The sequence below is a fragment of the Streptomyces sp. NPDC046465 genome, from assembly GCF_040646035.1.
Lineage (GTDB): Bacteria > Actinomycetota > Actinomycetes > Streptomycetales > Streptomycetaceae > Streptomyces.
In genome coordinates this window covers 40,741-60,411 of the sequence record NZ_JBEYZK010000003.1, presented here as the reverse complement: position 1 = coordinate 60,411, position 19,671 = coordinate 40,741, and the positions used below count along the sequence as shown (strand labels likewise).

Genomic DNA, 19,671 nt, shown 5'->3' with positions numbered 1-19,671 from the left:
CTGACCCTCTGACCAGGCCTGACGACAGCCCGCGATTCCGCACGCCGCCCACCTTCGCGCAACAGAACCTGTCCCCCACGAGAGACAAGTGACGCGTCGACGCCGGGAGCCTCACCCGGCCGTCCGTGTTCCGCCGCCCCGGCATCCCCCGCTCCATCCGCCCCGCGACGGCGACACCGCGCCCGGCTCTCGTGGGCACCGATCGTTCACCTCACGGCAGAAGGACCGCCCCCTTGACGGCGACACACACCCCCCGCATCGTCTCCTCCCCCGCCCCGGAATCCGGTGCGCCGCCGCTCGCCTCCTTCGGCCAGCAACGCCTCTGGGCGCTGGAGCAGGCGGAGGGCCCGCACACCGCGTACAACGAGCAGATGGCCTACCGCATCGAGGGAGACCTGGACCGGGCGGTGTTCGTGCGGGCCCTCGACGCCGTGGCCGCGCGGCACGAGACGCTGCGCACCCGGCTCGTCGCCGTGGAGGGCGAGGTCCGGCAGGAGATCGCGCCGCCCGGGGCCGGTTTCGCGCTGCGCACGGAGGATCTGTCCGGCCGTGCGGACAGTGAAGCACTGCTCATCGCCCGGCAGCGCGAGGAGTGCGACACCCCCTTCGACCTCGGCGCCGGGCCGCTCGCGCGGGCGCGGCTCCTCACGCTCGCGCCGGACCGCCACGCCCTGCTGCTGACCGTCCATCACTCCGTGTACGACGGACGGTCGATGGTGCTCATGCTGACGGAGCTGAGCACGGTGTACGCCGCCCTGCTGCGCGGCGATCCCGACCCGGTGCCGCCGCTGCCCGCACAGTTCGCCGACCACGCCGCGCGCCAGCACGCGTGGGTCGGCGGCGAGGAGGCCGCCGCCCAGGCCGCCTACTGGCGGGAGCAGTTGACGGACGCCCCGGCGCTGCTCGCGCTCCCCACCGACCGGCCGCGTCCGATGCGCCAGGACCATGCGGGCGGCCGCGTCCCGGTCCGCCTCTCCCCCGAGTTGACGGCCGCGCTGCGCGACGCCGCCCGCGCGGAGCGGGGCACGCTGTTCACCGCGGTCCTCACCGGCTGGCACATCCTCCTCGGTCTGCTCTCCGGGGAGTCGGACACGGTCGTCGGCATCCCGGTCGCGGGCCGGCGCCGCCCGGAGGACACCCGGCTGATCGGCTTCTTCGTCAACTCCCTCGCGATCCGCGCCGATCTGTCCGGCGACCCGACGGGATCCGAGGCGCTCGGCCGGGTCCGCGCGGCGATGCGCGGAGCCCTCGACCACCAGGACCTGCCCTTCGACCGGGTGGTGGGCGCGGTGAACCCGCGCCGCGACCTGTCCCACAGCCCGCTGTTCCAGACGATGCTCGCATGGGGCTCGACCCGGTCGGGTTGGCTCGAACTGCCCGGGGCCGAGGTCGAGCCCCTCGACATCCCGTACGCCTCCGCCAAGTTCGACCTCACGCTGTCGCTGAACGAGGAGGACGGCGGCGTCGCCGGGCACCTCGACTACGCCCGCGCGCTGTTCGACCACGACACGGTGGAGCGGTTCGCCCGCTACCTCACGCGCGTCCTCGCTCAGTTGGCCCGGCATCCCGAGCGCGAGATCACCGGGTACGCGCTGCTCGACGCGGACGAGCGGGAGCGACTCCTCGCGGAGGGTCGGGGACGGGTCACCTCGGGGCCGGTCGTCGGGCCCGTCGAGCGCTTCGCCGAGCAGGTACGGCTGCGGCCCGACGAACCGGCGCTCGTCTGCGGCGGGACCCGGCTGAGCTACGCCCAACTGGACCGGCGGGCCAACCGGCTCGCGCACGCCCTGCGCGCCCGGGGCGTGCGGCCCGGCCAGGTCGTCGGCCTGCACTGCGGTCGCACGGCGGAATTGATCGTCGGCATCTGGGGCGTCCTGAAGGCGGGCGCCGCGTATCTGCCGCTGGACCCCGGCCAGCCGCACGGAAGGCTGCGGGCCATCGTCGAGGAGGCCGAGCCCGCGCTGGTGCTCGGCGATGTGGCGGACCCGCCGGGACCGTGGCTCGACCTGTCCGGTGTGGAGGCCGAGGGAGACCGCGACGACGCGCCCGGGGAGCCGCCGTCGCCGTCGCAGCTCGCCTACGTGATCTACACCTCGGGCTCGACCGGACGGCCCAAGGGAGTGGCCGCCACCCACGGCAACATCGCCAACCTCCTTGAGAACTGGCTCGCCGCCTACGGCGCCCTGCCCGGCGAGCCGTCGTCGGCATGGGCCAGCATCGGCTTCGACGCGTCCGTGCACGAACTGTTCCTTCCGCCGACCACCGGCGGCGTGCTGCACCTCGTGCCCGACGAGCGGCGGGGCGACCCCGAGGCGCTGCTCGACTGGATGCGGGAGCACCGGATCGCGCACGCGTGGCTGCCCGCCTCGTACATCACCTGGATCGACGAGGACCCGGGCAGCCGCCTCGCGGGCCTCTCCTTGCGTCAACTGGCCACCGGAGCGGAGCCGTTGCCGGAACGGTCGCTGTGGCGGCTCGGCGAGGTCCTGCCGGGTCTGCGCGTCTGCTACGTGTACGGGCCGACCGAGACCACCGTCTACAGCATCACCCACAACGAGCCGCGGGACCTGGACCGGCGCAGCCCGATCGGCCGACCGGTCGACAACACCCGGATCTATCTGCTCGACCGGCGGCGCGAGTTGGTGCCGCCCGGGGTCGTCGGCGAGGTGTACATCGGCGGCGCCGGTGTCACCACGGGCTACCTCAACCGGCCCGACCTGACCCGGGAACGCTTCCCCGCCGACCCCTTCGTACCGGGTGAGCGGGTCTACCGTACGGGCGACCAGGCACGCCGACTGCCCGACGGCACCTACGAGTTCGTCGGCCGCGTCGACGACCAGGTGAAGCTGCGCGGGTTCCGCATCGAGCCCGGCGAGGTCGCGGCGGCCCTGCGGGAACTGCCGGGCGTCCAGGAGGCCGCGGTCCTCTCCGACCGGGACGAGAGCGGCGAGCTGTGCCTGGTGGCGGGCATCGGCCGGGGTGAGGCCCCGGAGTCCACTCCCGCGCAGTGGCGCGCCGCCCTCGCCGAACGGCTGCCGGACTACATGATTCCGGCGCTCTTCGCTGAGTTCCCGCGGCTCCCGCTGAACCGCAGCGGGAAGCTGGACCGGGCGGAGGTCGTCGAGCGCGCCCGCGCGTCCCGGTCCGACCAGGTCAACACCCTCGCGCCGCGCGACCGGGTCGAGATGGCGGTGTCCCGGATATGGCGGCAGGTGCTCGTGCACCGCGACCTCGGCATCACGGACGACTTCTTCGCGGTGGGCGGCACCTCGCTGTCGGCCATCAAGGTGGCGCATCTGATCCGGGAGGAGTTCGGCCAGACGCTGGCGCCCCGCGACGTCCTGCAGTACCCCACCGTGGAACGGCTCGCCGCGCGGCTGCGCGGGCAGGCACCGGCGGCGCCCGACAACGGCCTCCTGGAGATCAGGGCGGGGCGGGACGGACAGCGGGTCGTCTGCGTCCACCCGGCGGGCGGCACCGCGTTCTGCTACCTCCCGCTGGCCGGGGCCCTGCCGGACGGGATCCGCGCGCAGGGCATCCAGGCGCCGGGCATCGACCCGGGTGAGGAACCGCTGCGCTCGGTGGAGGCGATGGCGGAGCACTATCTGACGTTGCTGCGGCCCGATCCTGACGAGGCCCTGGTGATCTGCGGTCTCTCCTTCGGCGGGCTCGTCGCGCACGAGATGGGGCGGCGGCTCGCGCTGACCGGGCACCGCGGGGTGTCCGTGGTGCTCCTGGACACGCACGGGACGAACGACCCGGCGGAGCGGGAGCGGTTCGCGCCGGTCGACTTCGCCGAGTTCCGCGACAAGCTGGTCCGCTTCAACGGCATGTACCCCGGGATCGACGACGCGCAGATCGACCGGTACTTCCGGATCTACAACCATAACCGGGAGGCCGCCCGCGACTACGTGCCGGGGGCCTCGGGCGCCCCGCTGCTCCTCGTACAGGCCGCCGACGCGGAGGTCGCCGAGGGCGGTGACCCCGTGGCGGCGGGTGAGGCGCTGCGGCGGTTCTGGCGCGACCGCGCCGCCGCCGGGCTCACCGTGGAGATGGTCGACGGCGGCCACTGGGACGTCCTGGAGGGCGAGCGAATACCCCGGATCGCCGGTCTGATAGCGGAGCGGCTCACCCGGCCCGCCGCCACGGCTGCCGCCCCCGCGGCAACCACCGTCACCATCACCACCGAGGACTGATGCGCACCTCATCCCGTTCCGCCGGCCTGGCCCAGGCGGTGCACGAACAGAGCCTGCGGACCCCACAGGCCCCGGCCGTCAGCGACGGCGGCCTGACGTTGAGCCATGCCACGCTCGACGCCTCGGCCGCCGCCGTCGCGGCTGCCCTGCGCGCACGCGGGATCGGGCCCGGCGACGCCGTCGCCGTGGGACTGCCCCGGTCCTGGCAGCTCGTCTGCGTCATGCTCGGCGTGCTCCGGCTCGGCGGCCGGGTCGTGCCCGCCGACCGGCTGAGCCCCGCCGACCGGCTCGCGCACATCCTCACCGACTCCGGCGCCCGGATCCTGGTGCACGACGAGCACGATGAGGACGACGAGAACGACGAGAACGACGCCCGCACCAACGGCACGTTCCCGTACGGCCTGCCCGACGGGGTGGCCGCGCTCCCGGTCGACACCCTGCTCGACGCGCCGGTCCGCACCGCGGACGGGCCCCCGCCCGCGCCTCCCGCACCGGTCTCCTTCGTCTTCTACACCTCGGGCACCACCGGCCGTCCCAAAGGCGTGGAGGTGCGCGACGCCGGGATCATGCGCCTGGCCGACCCGGGGTTCCTCCCAGAGGCGGCGGGCGCCCGCTTCGCCTGCCTGTCGAACCCGGCCTTCGACGCGCTGAGCTTCGAAGTGTGGGTGCCGCTGCTCACCGGCGGATGCTGCGTCGTCATCGGCGACGAGGACGTGCAGTCCCCGGAGCGGCTCGCCGCCGTGCTGCGGCGGGAGCGGGTCCACAGCGCCTTCGTCACCACATCGCTGTTCAACGCCGTGGTGGACACGGAGCCCGGCTGCTTCGCGGGGATGACGGAACTGCTGGTCGGCGGCGAGCACCTCAACGCGCCGCTCGTCAGGCGCTGGTACCGCCACAACCGGGACAGCCACACCCGCATCCATAACGTCTACGGCCCCACCGAATGCACGACGTTCGCGCTGCACCACCCGATCCCGCGGGACTTCGACAACGCTGTCGTGCCGCTCGGCCGCCCCCTGCCCGAGACCGGCGTGGCCCTGCTCGCGCCGGGCACCGACCGCCCTGCCGCCCCCGGCGAAGTAGCCGAACTGCTCCTCTCCGGCACCGGTCTGGCCGCCGGGTACCGCAACCTTCCCGAGGAGACCGCCAGCCGCTTCGTGACCCTCCCGGCCGACGAGGCCGACGAGGCCGACGAGGCCGACAAGACCGACGACGGCACCGTCACCCTCACCGCGTACTACCGCACCGGAGACCTGGTCCGGCGCTCGGCCGACGGCGACCTCACGTACGTCGGCCGCGCCGACCGGCAGGTCAAGGTCCGCGGCTTCCGCATCGAGCCGGGCGAGGTGGAGCGGCACATCGCCGAGCACCCGTCCGTACGGCAGGTACACGTGTGCGCCCGGCGCGACGGCACCGGCGGGCCCGCGGAGTTGCTCGCCTACCTCGTCGCCGAACCCGGTCTGACCTGGGACGAGTTCGAGGAACACCTGGCCGCGGGGCTGCCCGGCTACATGCGCCCGCACCACCTCTACCGCGTCCCCGCGCTGCCGCGCACCGCCAACGGCAAACTCGACGAGGCGGCCCTGCGCGCGAGCGGCGCCGCGCCGTGGCGGCCCGACGCCATGGGCCGCCCGACGGCCGCCGTCCCGGAGCCGGTGGACGAACCGATGCGCGTGGTCCTCGACCTCGCGGGCGAGATCCTGGGCGTGCCGGGGCCCCGGCCCGATGACCGGTGGATCGCGTGCGGCGGCGACTCGTTGAAGGCGCTGCGGCTGCGTTACGGGATCCGGCGCCGCCTGGGCTGTGAGGTGCCCGCGCACCGCGTGCTCCACGGTGACCTCGCCGACGTCGCGGACGCGGTGCGCTCGGCACGCCGTGCCGACGCGCCCGCCCTGCCGGAAGCCACCGCGGCGGGCGGCCTTTCGGGCCCGGCCACCGGCGAGCAGGAACGTCTGTGGTTCCTGCAGCAGCGGTCGCCGGACTCCCGGGCCTACGACGTCCGGCTGGCCTTCGCCCTCACGGGGCCGGTGTCCCGGGACGCCCTGCGGACGGCGCTCACCGCGCTCGTCGCTCAACACCCGGCGCTGCGCACCGCGTTCGCGGCGACGGCCGACGGGCTGCGGCAGCAGGTGGGCGAGGACTACGACCCGTGGGAGGAGACGCCGGGAGAAGCAGCGGAAGCAGCGGAAGCAGCGGGGACAGAGGCGCACGATCCGCATGACGCCTTCTTCGCCGCGCCCACCTTCTTCGCCACGCCCTTCGACCTGTCCCGCCCCAGGATGCTGCGCGCCTGCTGGCTGCCCTCCCGGGACGGCGGCACGCTGCTGCTGCACCTGCACCACGTCGCCGTGGACGGCTGGTCGGTCAACGTGCTGCTGCGCGACCTGTCCGCCGCGTACGCCGCGGCCGTCACCGGCGACGCGGTGCGGAACCCGTCCGCCGGAACACCCACACCCGTTGACTTCGCCGACTGGCAGCACCGCTGGCACGCGAGCCCCGAGTACGCGGCGCAGCGCGACGAGCTGTCGGCCCTCTACGCCACCGACGGCGCCGACGCCGCGAGCAGCGCCGGAGCGCAGCCGCTCCCGCTGCCACGGCCCGGCCGCGACGCCACGGGCCGACTGCTGTGCGACGCGCTCGACGGGACCGACCGCGCGGCCCTGGACCGGCTCTGCGGTGAGCTCGGGCTGACGCGCTTCGAGCTGTTGGCCGCTGTCTACGCCTGGGCGCTGTACGGCGTGACCGGCCGGACCCGGCTGCGCGTCGCGGCGCCGGTCGCCCACCGGCCCGTGCGGGAGTTCACGGACAGCGTGGGCATGTTCGCCAACACGGTGCTCCTCCCGCTGTCCGTGACCCCGAGGGCGACCGTGCGGGACGAAGTGACGCGGACCGCCGCCTCCGTACGGGAGTTGATGGAGCATCAGGATGTGGCGCTCGCCGATGTCCTGGCCGCGCGTTCGCACAGCGCCGCGGACACCTCGCCCTTCGACTTCCTCCTCGTACTGGAGAACACCGACTACGACTCCCTCGCGCTGCCCGGATGCACCGCCCGCCCGCTCTGGCCGGTGCCCGCGGAGGCCAAGTGCCCGGTGACCCTGACGGTCGTCGAGCGCCCCGACGGCCTGGAGTGCCTCTGGGAGTACGCCGACGACCGCCTCGACGCCGATCAGGCCGCCACCCTGGCCGCCCTCTTCCGGCACGGTCTGGCCGCGCTGACCGAGGCCCCGGACACCACCCCGGCGGAGCTCGTCGCGCCCTACCGCGGCTCACTGCCCGAGCCGGGCCGGGGCGCGCCCGCCGAGCTGCCGTGGACTACGGTCGCCGAGGGCTTCGCCCGCCAGGCGACCCGCACCCCGGCGGCTCCGGCGCTGCGGACGGCGGCGGGCACCGTCACCTACGCGGCGCTCGACGGGTACGCCGCCGCGCTCGCGGCGGAGCTGGCCGCGCTGCCGCAGCCGCCCGACGCGGCCGGGCAGAGCCATGTCGCGCTGTTCCTCGAACCGTCCGTCGAGCACGTGGTGGCCCTCCTCGCGCTGGCCCGGCTGAACCTGACGGCGGTGCCGCTCGACCCCTCCTATCCGCCCGCGCTGCTGCGCCAAGTCCTGGCACAGACCGACCCGTTGTGCGTGCTGCTCCCGCCGGGCGACGGGACGGCGTTCGACGCGGTGGACCCCGGCGGCACGCCCCGCCTGCACGTCACACTGTCCGACGCCGCCCCCGACGCGCCGCCGGTCCCCCCGCACCGGGGCACGCGCCCCCTGTACACCCTCTTCACGTCCGGCTCGACGGGTCGGCCGAAGGGCGTGCGGGTCTTCGACCGCACGCTGTGCAACCTGCTGCACTGGCAGGCGGGCCCCGGCGGTCTCGGCGCGCCCGCGCTGACCCAGCAGTTCGCCATGCTCTCCTTCGACGTCTCCTTCCAGGAGATCTTCGGAACCCTGTGCACCGGAGGCTGTCTGCGGCTGATCGACCCGGCCCTGCGGCGGGACGTCCCCGCGCTCCTCGACCGCCTCGACACGGAGGGCGTCGAACGGATCTACCTGCCGTACGTGGCCCTGCAGTTGCTCGCCGAGCACGCCGTGCACCTGGGCCGTTACCCCGCCCGGCTGCGCGACGTCGTCACCGCGGGCGAGCAGTTGGTCTGCACCGACGCCGTACGCCGGTGGTTCACCGGCCTGCCGGGATCACGTCTCTTCAACCACTACGGCCCGACCGAGACGCACGTCGTCAGCGCCCTGTGCCTGGACGGCGACCCGGCCGACTGGCCGGACCGCCCGGCGATCGGACACCCGGTGAGCGGCGCGGTGCTGCGCGTCGTCGACGAGGCCGACCTGCCGCTGCCGCCCGGCTGCGCCGGTGAACTCCTCATCGGCGGCGTGCCGGACGAGCCCTGCTATCTGGGCGAGACCCCGCTGAACGAGGAACGGTTCGTCCGACTCCCCGGCGACGGCCTCTTCTACCGCAGCGGCGACCGCGCCCGGTTCGACCACGCCGGGCTCCTGCACTGCCTCGGCCGCGCGGACGAGCAGATCAAGCTCAGCGGCCACCGCCTCGAACTGGGCCAGGTCGAGGCCGCGCTGCTGCGGCACGACGCCGTCCTCGGGGCCGTCGTAGCCGTCGACGGATCCTCGCTCGTCGCCTGCCTCCAGTGCCGCGGCGACGCACCGGCACCGGCGGAGTTGCGGGAGCACCTGGCCGGGCTGCTCCCCGGGCACGTCCGCGTCGAGCGCTTCCGGCTGCTCGAACGGCTGCCGCGCACCCCGAGCGGCAAGCTCGACCGGGACGCCGCGCTGCGCGCGCCGGGCCGCGACCTCGCAGGGCAGCCCGCCCGGGGCAGCACCCATGCGCCGTCCGCGCGGGAGGCCCAACTCGCCGCCGTCTTCGAGGAGGTGACCGGCGCGCCCATCGCGCCGGACCAGACCTACTTCGCGGCGGGCGCCTCCAGTCTCGGCCTGATGCGCTTCCAACTGCGCTGCACCGCCGGGCTCGGGCTCCGCTTCTCCGTCGCCGACCTCTTCGAGCACGTCACTCCCAGGGAACTGGCGCGCTTCATCGACCGCACGGAACCGGCGGCGGCCACGTCGCAGCCGGTCGGCTCCACCGCGGCGGCGGCGGACAACGCTGTCGCCGTCGTCGGGATGGCCGTCCGCGCACCCGGCGCGCCGGACCTCGCGGCCTTCTGGGACCTGGTGGTCTCCGGGCGGAGCGGCATCGAGTACTTCGACGCGCCGGACGGCCTGGTCGGGGCGCGCAGCCAGTCGGATGGGCTGCTCTCCTTCGACCCCGCGCGGTTCGGCATCAGCCGTCAGGAAGCCCGGCTGATGGACCCGCAGCAGCGCCAGTTGCTCATGACCTGCGTCGAGGCGCTCGCCCACGCGGGTATCGCCGACCCCGGCGCGCTGCGGACCGGCCTGATCGCGGGCGCGGGCGAGAACACCTACTTCCGGTCGATGCTCCGCGAGGGCGACCCCGACGCGCTGCCCGACGACTTCCAGCTGGCCCTCCACCACGAGAAGGACTTCCTCGCCACCAAGGCCGCCTTCCACCTCGGGCTCACAGGACCGGCGCTCACCAGCCAGACGGCGTGCTCCAGTTCGCTCGTCGCCGTGCACCTCGCGGCGGCCCTGCTGCGGCAGGGCGACGCCGACGTGATGCTCGCGGGCGGCGTCCTGGTCGACCCGGAGCTGACCGGCGGATACCGCTACCGGCCGCAGCACCTCTTCTCCGCCGACGGCCACTGCAGGCCCTTCAGCGACGACGCGGGCGGCACCGTAGGGGGCAGCGGCGCCGGAGTGCTCGTACTCAAGCCGCTCGCCCGCGCGCGCCGCGACGGCGACACCGTCTACGCGGTGCTCAGCGGCTCGGCGGTCAACAACGACGGGGCGGCCAAGCTCAGTTACAGCGCGCCGTCGCTCGCCGGTCAACGAGCGGTGATCCGCGGCGCGCTGGCCCGCAGCGGCCGCACGGGCGCCGATGTGGCGTACGTCGAGGCGCACGGCACCGGTACCCGGCTCGGCGACCCGGTGGAGGCGGGCGCGCTGCGCCAGGCCCTCGGAGTGGACGAGCCCGACCACTGCGCCCTGAGTTCGGTGAAGAGCCAGATCGGCCACCTGGGCGCGGCCGCCGGTGCCGTGGGCCTGATCAGGGCCGTCCTCGCGGTCCACCACGGCCGGATACCGCCGACCCGCGACTTCCGCGCCCTGAACCCGGAGATCGGCCCCGACCCCGCGCCCTTCTACATACCGACGCGGGCGCTTCCCTGGCCGCAGGGCCGGGACCGGGTCGCCGCGGTGAGCAGCTTCGGCATCGGCGGCACCAACGCGCACGTGATCGTGGAGGGGGCAGCCCCCTCCACGGCAGAGGCGCCGGAAACGGTGCCGCTCGTCGTGCTCTCGGGCGTCAGTGAGGCCCAACTCGCCGCGGACGCCACTCGTATCGCCGCCCATCTGACGCGGCACCCCGACAGCTACGCCCGCACGCTGCGGCACCTTCAGGCGGGCCGCCCGCAGGGCGCGCTGCGGACGGCCGCCGTCTGCCCGGACGCGGCGACCGCGGTGGCCTGGCTGCACACGGCTGCCGCGGCCGCCACGCGCCCCGAGCCCGTTCCCGGGCCCGCCCTGGAGACCAGCGGCCACCCGGCGGCCGACCTGGCCGCCGCCTGGCTGGCGGGCCGCACGCTCGCCTGGCCGGAGGGCCCCGCACAGCCGCCGTGGGACTTCCCCGCCCCGGCGTTCGACCTCGCCGACTACGCGTTCCCCCGCGCGGCCGTCCGGCCCGCGCCGGAAACCATGGCGGACACCGCGCCGGACACGTCGCCGGACACCGTGTCGGTGCCCGAAAGGCTGCCGGAGGCGGACTGGCTGCACCAGCCGCAGTGGACCCGGCTGCGGCGGGCCGCGACGGGCGCCGCGCAGCGGTGCGCGCGGACGCTGGTCGTCGTCGCCGACGGCCCGGCGGACGGCGCGGCCCCCGCCGAGCTCGCCGCGGGCCACCGCCGCGTGGTGTGGATCAGGGCGACGGAACACTTCGACCGCCCGGAGCACGACCGGTTCGAGGCCGACCCGGCCGACCCCGGGCAACTCCTTCGCGTCATGCGGACCCTCGCCGATGAGGGCTGCACGGAGGTCGACTGGCTGCACGCGCTGCCGCTCGGCATCGACGGGCCGGTCGGCGACAAGGCGCTCGACCGGGCGGTCTGGGCCTGCCTCGACACCCCCGCCGCCGTGGTCCGCGCCCTCCAGGAGGCGCCGCGTGAGCTGACCGTACGGCCGTGGTGGCTGTCGTGCGGAGCGCGGCCGGTGCTCGGCGCGGTCAGCCGCCCGGAGGCGGCGCTGCTCGCCGGTGTCACCGAGGTGGCGCCGCAGGAGGGCGCCCCGGACGGGCACTGGGTGGACGTCGAGGACCCGGACGGCTGGGCCCCGCACCTGTCCGCGCTCCTTGCCGCACCGGTCTCCGCGCCGCCGCCACGCCATCTGGCGCTGCGTGCGGGCTATTGGTGGGAGCAGGTGACGCTGCCCCTGCGCGAGACGGCTGCGGCGGGCGGGGCACCGGCGGGCGCGGCGGCTCCTGCGGGCGGCGACCACGTGGTCCTCGGCGGTACCGGCGGCCTCGGCACCGGCATGGCCGCCTGGCTCCTCGAGCACACCGAGGGGCGGGTGCTGCTGCTGTCCCGACGGCCCCTGCTGCCCGCGGAGTTGACCCGCTGGGCGGACCGCGTCGACCTCGTCGAGGCGGATCTCGCCGTCACACCGCCGAAGGAGGTGGCGGCCCGGATCGCCGCCCGCACGGCGGCCCTTGCCTCCGTGGTGCACGCCGCCGGGGTACCGGCGGGTGGTCTGCTGTCCCGCCGCGAGGCGGGCTCCGCGCACCTGGCCCACGCCGCCAAGGTGCGCGGCGCCCTAGTGGTGGAACTCCTCGTCGAGCAGTTCCGGCCAGACATCGCGGTCTACTGCTCCTCCATGTCGGCGCGGCTCGGCGGCGTCGGCCAGTACGACTACGCGGCGGCCAACGCCCTGCTCGCCGCCTTCGCCCAGTACGGCGGGGACGGGACGGAGAGGACCGCGCGGATCGGCATCGACTGGGACGTGTGGCGGGAGACCGGCATGGCGCTGCGCGCGCCGCGGGGCGACAGTCGGCACCGGGCGCACCTCGGGGTCGGCCTGACCGTGGCCGAGGGCTTGCGCACGTTCGCGCGGGCGCTCGAACTACGGCTGCCGCACGTGCTCGTATCCACTACGGACCTCGTCCGCTCGCGCGCCTTCTACGCGGGACCGGTGCCCGGCACCCCGCGGCCCGCCGCACCCGCCGAGACCCCGGCCGAGGAGCCCGCCGAGCTCCTTGCCGGGTGGGCGCGGGCCGCACTGGACGTCGACGAGCTCGCCCCCGACGCGTCGCTGTACGACCTCGGCGCCGATTCGCTGACCCTCCTCGACCTCATCGAGACGATCGACAAGGAGTACGGCGTGGAGCTGGACCTGGCCTCCTTCGGCCACCGGGCCAGCCTCACCGAGATCCTGGAGCTGCTGGCCGAGCAGCGGGGCGAACCGGCGGCCGCGCACCGCACTGCCATCGACAGCGACAGCGACAGCGACAGCGACAGCGACTCGGAAGAGGTCACGCTGGAGGTGTGGCAGGAGGGCACCGGCGCCGACGTGGTGTGTCTGGTGCACCCGGTCGGCGGGGACATCCAGTCCTACCGTCCCCTGGTCGCCGCCCTCGACCCACGGCTCACCGTCGTCCTGATCGCCGATCCCGGCCTGCGGCTGGCGTCCCCTCCCGGGTGGACGCTGCGCGAACGCGCCCGGCGGTACGCGTCGGCGCTGCGGGCCCGCTTCCCGCAGACCGCGTGGCGCTGGCACCTGGCGGGCTGGTCCTTCGGGGCCTGGGTGGCCGCCGACATGGCGGCCGAAGCCGAGACGGCCGGGTCCCCGGCCCGCTCGCTGCACCTGGTCGATCCGCCGCCACCCGGCAGCGGCCCGGTCTTCGAGGAGTACGACGACACGCAGCTGAGCACGGTGTTCGCCGCCGAACTCGGCCTCGGTGGAGGCGACTCGGCGAGTGGCCGGGCTCGCGCGTACGCCGAGCGGCTCGCCCGGTGCTGCCGTGCCAACCTGCGCAGCATGGCCACCCACGAGGTGCCCTCGATCCGTGCCACCGCCACCCGGCTCTGGCAGGCCGAGGAGCCGTTCGCCGGACTCCCGGCGCTCGGCAGCCCGGCGGAGCAGCGCGCCCGCTGGCGTGCCCGGCTGCCGGAAGGAACGCAGTGGCGCGTGCTGGCCACGGACCACTACGGCGTCGTCCGGCCGCCGCACGCCGGGGCGGTGGCGGAGGCGGTCAACGCCGCGAGCGAAACCTCACCGCCCCGCCCCTGACACCCCGACACCACCCCGAACAACCCGAACCGCCGCACCCCAGGAGGACGCTGTGGAGCAGTACGAGCTGGATGCCCTCGAAGCCATCACGACCAGGCCGCCGAGGGACTACCGGGAGATCTCCGTGGCTCCCCTGACACCCCTCACCGGCGCCGAGGTCTCCGGTGTGGACCTCGGCCGGTTGTCCGACACGCAATTGGCCGAGATCAAGACGGCCTTCCTCGACCATCACGTGCTGGTCTTCCGCGACCAGGAGATCACCGTCGAGGAGCACAAGCGCTTCGCCGGCCAGTTCGGCGAGCTGCGCCCGGTCAATCCCCCGCCGCCGGAGGGCGACCCGTGCGTCCTGGAGATCAAGACCAGCACGGCGGCGGCGAACGTCGCGGGGAACGCCTGGCACGCGGACGGCACCGCGGACGCCGAGCCCTCCCTCGGCTCGATGCTCTACATCACCGAGACCCCGGAGGGCGGCAGCGGTGGTGACACCCTGTTCGCCAACATGCACCTGGCCTACGAGATGCTCTCCCCCACCTGGCGCGGGCTCCTCGACGGGCTGACCGCCATCCACGACGGACTGCAGAGCTTCCGCGGCTACAGCGTGCCCGCGAACGACGAGGTCCCGGTCAACGAGCACCCGCTCGTGGTCCGTCACCCCGAGACCGACCGCCCGATCCTCTATGTGAACCAGGCCTACACCTCGCGTATCCCGCAGCTGTCGGAGGACGAGAGCCGTGCGGTGCTCGACATGCTCTTCGCCCTCGTCACCCAGCGCCCGCTGCTCACCTGCCGGGTCCGCTGGACCCCGAACACCCTGGTCTTCTGGGACAACCGGTGCGTCCAGCACCACGCGACGTACGACTACTACCCGCAGACCCGTTACGGCCGACGCGTCGCGATCAACGGCGGGCCGCTGAAGGGCTGACCCGGGCAGGCCGGGCCGGGCCGATCCGGCCCGGCCTGCCATGCCTCAGCCGACCACGGTCACCCGCACCCCGAGGTCACCCATGGCCGACAGCTCCCCCGCGGGCGCTTGTGAGTCGGTGATCAGCGTGTGCACGTCGCGCGTCGGGCAGATCTTGGCGAAGGTGGTCCTGCCGATCTTGCTGTGGTCGGCGACCACGACGGTCCGGCTGCCGTGGAAGGCGAAGGCACGGTCGGTGGCGGCCTCCAACTGGTCGTGCGTGGTGCAGCCGTGGGCGGCGCTGATGCCGTCCACGCCGAGGAAGGCGATGTCGGTGTGGTGGTCGGCGAGGGTCTTCTCGGCGATGGGGCCGACCAGTTCATAGCTCTGGCTGCGGGCGGTGCCGCCGATCACGATGAGGGTGACGGTGGGGCGGAGCACCAGGTTCGCCGCGATGTTGACGGCGTTGGTGACGATCGTGACCGGCCCCCGGTCAGCGAGGATGCGGGCCACTTCCGTGGTGGTGGTGCCGCCGGTCAGACCGACCACGGCCCCCTCGGGAACGAGAGCGGCGGCGGCTCTCGCGATGGCCCGCTTCTGCGGGGAGCGCTGGTCCGCGCGGTGCTGGAGCGGCACCTCGATGCTCAGCCCGCTGGGGAGCGCCCCGCCGTGCGTGCGGTCGAGGAGCCGCTGTTCGCTCAGGTGCCGCAGATCGCGCCGCACAGTGGCCTGTGAGACGTCGAGCAGCCGCGAAAGCTGCGTCACGTCGGCGCTGCCGTGCACGGCGACGTGGTCGAGTATCCGCGCGTGGCGGTCGCTTCTGAGCACGCAGTGAGCATAGCCCTGACGAGCACGTTCGCTCACGGTTCGCGCAGAGAATGCGCGTAGTGATGCGCGGGTCAACGGCAGTTCAGTCAAAACCGATCTCTTGACATGGCCGAATGCGCTCGATTTACTCCCTGGCAACGCCGGTGTCGAGCACTCGGCGCAGAGGTACGCCCAGCCGGTAGTTGGCCCCCGCCACGAGCCCGGACTGAGTCGCCAGGGCCCTTCGCGGGTTCCGAGGCGGGGACGTGCCCTCCACAGCTGGAGCTCACCGATGAGCCTCAATCGTGTTGTGCGCAGGTGTATGACGGCGGCCGCGGCCCTCTCGGCCACCGCGGCGGCCTGCCTGCTCGCCCCCTCCTCCGCCTCGGCGGGCCCGTCCGCCGTCGAACTGCCGTCGCCGCGGGCCGGGTTCGACTACCAGATCGGCGGCGCCTACACCCCGCCCGCCGGAGTGAAGACCGTCAGCCGCGACCGCGGCGCCACCCCCGCCCGCGGCCTGTACAACCTCTGCTACGTCAACGCCTTCCAGGCGCAGCCGGGCGCCGAGAAGGAGTGGGATTCCGACCTGCTCCTTCGGAACGCGAACGGTGACGTCGTCTACGACGGCGAGTGGGGCGAGGCCGTCCTCGACATCCGCACCGCGGGCAAGCGCAAGCGGATCGCCGCCAAGGTCAACGGGTGGATCGACTCCTGCGCCGCCAAGGGCTTCCAGGCCGTCGAGCCCGACAACTACGACACGTACACCCGTTTCCCGGGGCGCCTGAAGGCGAGCCAGGCCAAGGCCTTCATCTCGCTCCTGTCCGCGCACGCCCACGACAAGGGGCTTGCCATCGCACAGAAGAACACGCCGGATCTGGCCGCCGACCGCAAGGAGACCGGACTGGACTTCGCCGTCGCCGAGGAGTGCGGGCAGTGGGACGAGTGCGGGAAGTACACGGCGGCGTTCGGCAACCGTGTCCTGGTCATCGAGTACTCGGCCGATGGCCTGCGCAAGGCCTGCGCCGGCTGGGGTGACCGGCTGAGCATCGTCCGCCGTGACGTCGGGGTCTCGCCCGTGGGCAGCAGCGGATACCTCCGCAGGACCTGCTGAGCAGGACGCCGGGTTCCGGCCGTCCGGAACCCGGCGCACCGCGCACGCGATACCTCTCCCCTCTCCCGCCCCTGGAGGCAGTGATGACAGCAGTCCCCCGAGCGCCGGGACCACCGTCGCGGCGCGGTGTGCTGCGCGCAGGCGGTGCCGGTGCGCTCGCGGTGGCCGGTGGCGCCCTGACGGGCTGCGGCTCGGGCACGGCCGACGGGGTCGGCTCCGACGGCCGCGTCACGATCCAGATGTGGCACGGCCAGAACGACACCGCGGCGAAGGTCATCAAGAGCCTGGCCGCCGAGTTCGAGCGCACCCACCCGGACATCCGCGTGGACATGGGCGGCGGCGTGCTGTCCGACGCCATGCTGCAGAAGGTCACCGCCGCGCTCGCCTCCGGCGCCTACCCCGACATCGCGTACATCTTCGGCTCCGACCTCGCGAGCGTGGCCCGCAGCCCGCAGGTCGTCGACCTGACCGAGCACGTGCGGCAGGGCCCGACGCCGTGGCGCAACTACCACGCCCCGGCCCGGGAGGCCGTCACCGTCAACGGCAGGGTCCGCGCGATGCCCGCGCTCCTGGACGCCCTCGCCGTGGTCTGCAACAAGAAGGTGTTCGCCGAAGCCGGGGTCGACCTGCCCGAGCCGGGCTGGACCTGGCGGGAGTTCACCGACACCGCACGCCGCCTCACCGACTCGGCCAAGGGGCGGTTCGGCACCGGCTGGCCCGGCACCGGCGACGAGGACACCGTGTGGCGGCTGTGGCCGCTGATCTGGGACCTGGGCGGCGACGTCATCGCCGGGGACGGGCGGAGCATCGGCTTCGAGAAGCAGGGCGTGCGCGCCCTTGAGGTCGTCCAGGACCTGGTGCGCGACAAAAGCGTCTACATCGACCCCAAGCCGGGCAGCGAGCAGATGTACCAGGTCTTCCTCTCCGACCGGATGGGCATGGTGCCGACCGCCCCCTGGCAGCTGCCGGACATCAGGCAGGCGAAGGTCGACTACCACGTCGTGCCCCTGCCCAGCTTCAGCGGCCGTCCCATCACCATCTCCGGGCCCGACACCTGGACGCTCTTCGACAACGGCGAGGCCCGTGTGAAGGCCGCGCGCGCCTTCGTCACGTGGCTCGCCCAGCCCGCGCAGGACAGCCGGTGGGACGTGCAGGCGGGCAGCCTGCCGCTCAGCCGCCGCAGCGAGGACCGCCCGGACTGGCGCGAGCACTCCACCCGTACGCCCGGCCTGTCCGTGTTCACCGAGGCGGTCACCTCGGCGCGCGTACGCCCGGTGCACCCGGCCTACCCCCGCGTCTCGCGCGCCCTGGGGCAGGCCATCGTCGCGGTGCTGCTCGGCCGCAAGAGCCCCGCCGACGCGGTGCGCTCCTGCGCCGAGGAGTCCAACGCCGCCCTGCTGATACCGCGTTGAGGACCTGACATGCCCCGACTTCCCGCACCGCTGACCCTGCCGCAGAACCCGCCGGAGCCGCGCGCCCTGCGCCGTCGGCGCCGCAAGGAGGCGGCCACCGCCTGGGCGTTCGTCTCGCCCGCCGTGCTCGTCATCCTCGGCCTGAGCGTGCTGCCGGTCATCTGGTCGCTGCTGCTTTCCTTCCAGGCCAACGACCTGGTCACGCCCAGCCGTTGGGTGGGCCTCGACAACTACCACGCCCTGCGCCAGGACCCGAACTTCCACCAGGCCGTGCGGAACACCGTCCTCTACACGGTCCTGTACGTGCCGTTGAGCATCGCCATCGGACTGGCCCTGGCCCTCGTGCTCAACCGGCGCATCCGCTTCGTCGGGCTCTACCGGACGCTGTTCTTCATCCCCTTCGTCATCTCCGCCACCGCGCAGGGCGTGCTGTTCTCCTTCATCCTCGACCCGGAGTTCGGGGCCGCCAACTCCGTCCTGCACCGGCTCGGCATCTCGCCGCAGGGTTTCCTCACCGACCCCTCGCAGGCGCTGATGGTCCTGGTCGTCATCACCCTGTGGAGCGGTACGGGGCTGTGCACCGTCATCTACCTCGCGGCGCTGCAGGACGTCGACCACTCGCAGGTGGAGGCCGCCCGCCTGGACGGCGCGGGGCGGGCGCAGATCCTGCGGCACGTGACGCTGCCCGCGCTCACGCCGGTGAGCGTGTTCCTGCTCCTGTGGCAGACCATCCAGTCCCTGCAGGTCTTCGACCTCGTCTACGTGACCACCAAGGGCGGGCCCCTCGGCTCGACCACCGTGATCGTCTACTTCATCTGGGAGCAGGCCTTCAAGGAGTTCACCGCCGGGTACGGCGCGGCCGCCGCCTACGTCCTCGCCCTGGCGCTGATGGTCGTGGCCGTGCTGCTGCGCGTGGTCCGCCGCGAGCGCACCCCTCGTACGAAAGCAGCCGCCTCATGACCGCGACCACGACCGAGCCGTCCCGGATCAGCTCCCGTCCCGCGTCGGTGCCGGCCGCCCGGCGGCGCCTCCGGCTCCCGTTCAGCGCCTGGCACCTGCTGCTCGCGCCACTGGCCGCGCTGTTCGCGGTGCCGCTGGTGTGGCTGCTGCTCAGTTCGCTGATGAGCAACGCCGAGATCAACCGCTTCCCGCCCGCGCTTTGGCCCTCGAAGATCGACTTCGGCGGATACAGCTACGTCCTCGGCAACGCCATGTTCCCCCGCTGGCTGCTGAACTCGGTGATCGTCTCCGCGGTCGCCGTCACCTCCAACCTCGTGTTCGGTGTGCTCGGCGGCTACGCGTTCGCCCGGATGCGGTTCGCCGGGTCGCGGCTGCTGCTCGTCCTGATGCTCGCGACGATGGCGATCCCGTTCCAGCTCACGATGATTCCCACCTTCCTCGTCATGAAGAAGCTCGGGCTCATCGACACGCTCGGCGCGCTCATCGTGCCCGCGCTCGTCACGCCGTTCGCGGTGTTCCTGCTGCGGCAGTTCTTCCTGTCCCTGCCGAGGGAGCTGGAGGAGGCCGCCTGGATCGACGGCTGCTCCCGGCTGCGGGTCATCGTCTCCATTGTCCTGCCCCTGGCCCGGCCCGCGCTCGCCACGGTCGCCGTGCTCACCTTCCTGACCACGTGGAACGACCTGACCTGGCCGCTGATCGCCATCAACCACGACACGCAGTACACGCTGCAACTGGGCCTGACCACCTTCCAGGGCCAGCACCACACCCGCTGGTCGGCGGTGATGGCGGGCAACGTCCTGACGGTCCTTCCGGTGCTCGTCGCGTTCCTCTTCGCCCAGAAGGCCTTCATCCGCTCCGTCACCTCCAGCGGCCTCAAGGGCTGACCACCCGCCGCCCGCACCCGTTCAAAGGA

8 protein-coding genes are annotated in these 19,671 nt (G+C 73.6%); 7 read left to right on the top strand and 1 reads right to left on the bottom strand.

Annotation, left to right across the window (positions count from 1 at the left end):
• Positions 1–233: 233 nt before the first annotated feature.
• The 3 genes from ABZ953_RS05640 to ABZ953_RS05630 are packed head-to-tail and all read left to right on the top strand — an operon-like array spanning position 234 to position 14,489.
• Positions 234–4,196 (top strand): amino acid adenylation domain-containing protein, encoded by a 3,963-nt coding sequence (locus ABZ953_RS05640; RefSeq protein WP_361717214.1) that lies wholly within the window; start codon positions 234–236, stop codon positions 4,194–4,196.
• Positions 4,196–13,567, top strand: a complete 9,372-nt coding sequence (locus ABZ953_RS05635; protein ID WP_361717211.1) for an amino acid adenylation domain-containing protein — start codon at positions 4,196–4,198, stop codon at positions 13,565–13,567. The genes ABZ953_RS05640 and ABZ953_RS05635 overlap by 1 nt, the downstream gene beginning before the upstream one ends.
• Before the next feature lie 52 nt (positions 13,568–13,619).
• Positions 13,620–14,489 (top strand): TauD/TfdA family dioxygenase, encoded by an 870-nt coding sequence (locus tag ABZ953_RS05630; RefSeq protein WP_361717208.1) that lies wholly within the window; start codon positions 13,620–13,622, stop codon positions 14,487–14,489.
• 45 nt (positions 14,490–14,534) lie between these two features.
• Here ABZ953_RS05630 and ABZ953_RS05625 read toward each other — a convergent pair whose 3' ends face one another.
• A complete protein-coding gene (locus tag ABZ953_RS05625; RefSeq protein WP_361717205.1) occupies positions 14,535–15,296 on the bottom strand; it encodes a DeoR/GlpR family DNA-binding transcription regulator in 762 nt (253 codons plus the stop codon).
• 271 nt (positions 15,297–15,567) lie between these two features.
• On the opposite strand from ABZ953_RS05625, the gene ABZ953_RS05620 reads away from it, so the two are divergent.
• The 4 genes from ABZ953_RS05620 to ABZ953_RS05605 all read left to right on the top strand — a co-directional run bounded on the left by ABZ953_RS05620 (position 15,568) and on the right by ABZ953_RS05605 (position 19,642).
• Entirely contained in the window at positions 15,568–16,386 is an 819-nt protein-coding gene (locus ABZ953_RS05620; protein ID WP_361717202.1) for an endo alpha-1,4 polygalactosaminidase, read from the top strand.
• A gap of 83 nt (positions 16,387–16,469) precedes the next feature.
• A complete protein-coding gene (locus ABZ953_RS05615; RefSeq protein ID WP_361717200.1) occupies positions 16,470–17,798 on the top strand; it encodes an ABC transporter substrate-binding protein in 1,329 nt (442 codons plus the stop codon).
• Between the two features lie 9 nt (positions 17,799–17,807).
• Entirely contained in the window at positions 17,808–18,758 is a 951-nt protein-coding gene (locus ABZ953_RS05610) for a sugar ABC transporter permease (protein ID WP_361717197.1), read from the top strand.
• Complete coding sequence (locus tag ABZ953_RS05605) at positions 18,755–19,642, top strand: carbohydrate ABC transporter permease (RefSeq protein ID WP_361717194.1); 888 nt, start codon at positions 18,755–18,757, stop codon at positions 19,640–19,642. Before ABZ953_RS05610 ends, ABZ953_RS05605 begins: the two co-directional genes overlap by 4 nt.
• Positions 19,643–19,671: the final 29 nt, after the last annotated feature.